1 protein-coding gene is annotated in these 231 nt (G+C 44.6%); it reads right to left on the minus strand.

The window, feature by feature from the left end; all coding sequences use genetic code 11:
- Positions 1-22: 22 nt before the first annotated feature.
- Positions 23-231 (minus strand): transposase domain-containing protein (locus tag H5158_RS23075; protein WP_182741008.1); only part of this gene is annotated, 209 nt, incomplete at its 5' end.

A 231-nucleotide genomic window follows, 5' to 3' on the forward strand; every position in this document is an offset into this window, starting at 1 on the left:
GTAAGCGTATAGCTAACGACACCTAGCTTTGCTTAATGTTCCAAGGTAGCAGTGGCTCAAGGTTATCTGGCTGCTCAGCAAGGCGCTGTAAGCAAGTAGAGATATAGTCATGCACCACAAGGTCATTTGCCTTTGCGGTTTCAACAAGACTATAAAGTATAGCGCTGGCATGAGCACCATTGCAGGTATTTGAGAACAACCAGTTTTTTCGCCCTATTACGAACGGTTTTA

The organism is Pseudoalteromonas sp. SR45-6, assembly GCF_014163545.1.
In the GTDB taxonomy this organism is placed as follows: domain Bacteria; phylum Pseudomonadota; class Gammaproteobacteria; order Enterobacterales; family Alteromonadaceae; genus Pseudoalteromonas; species Pseudoalteromonas rhizosphaerae.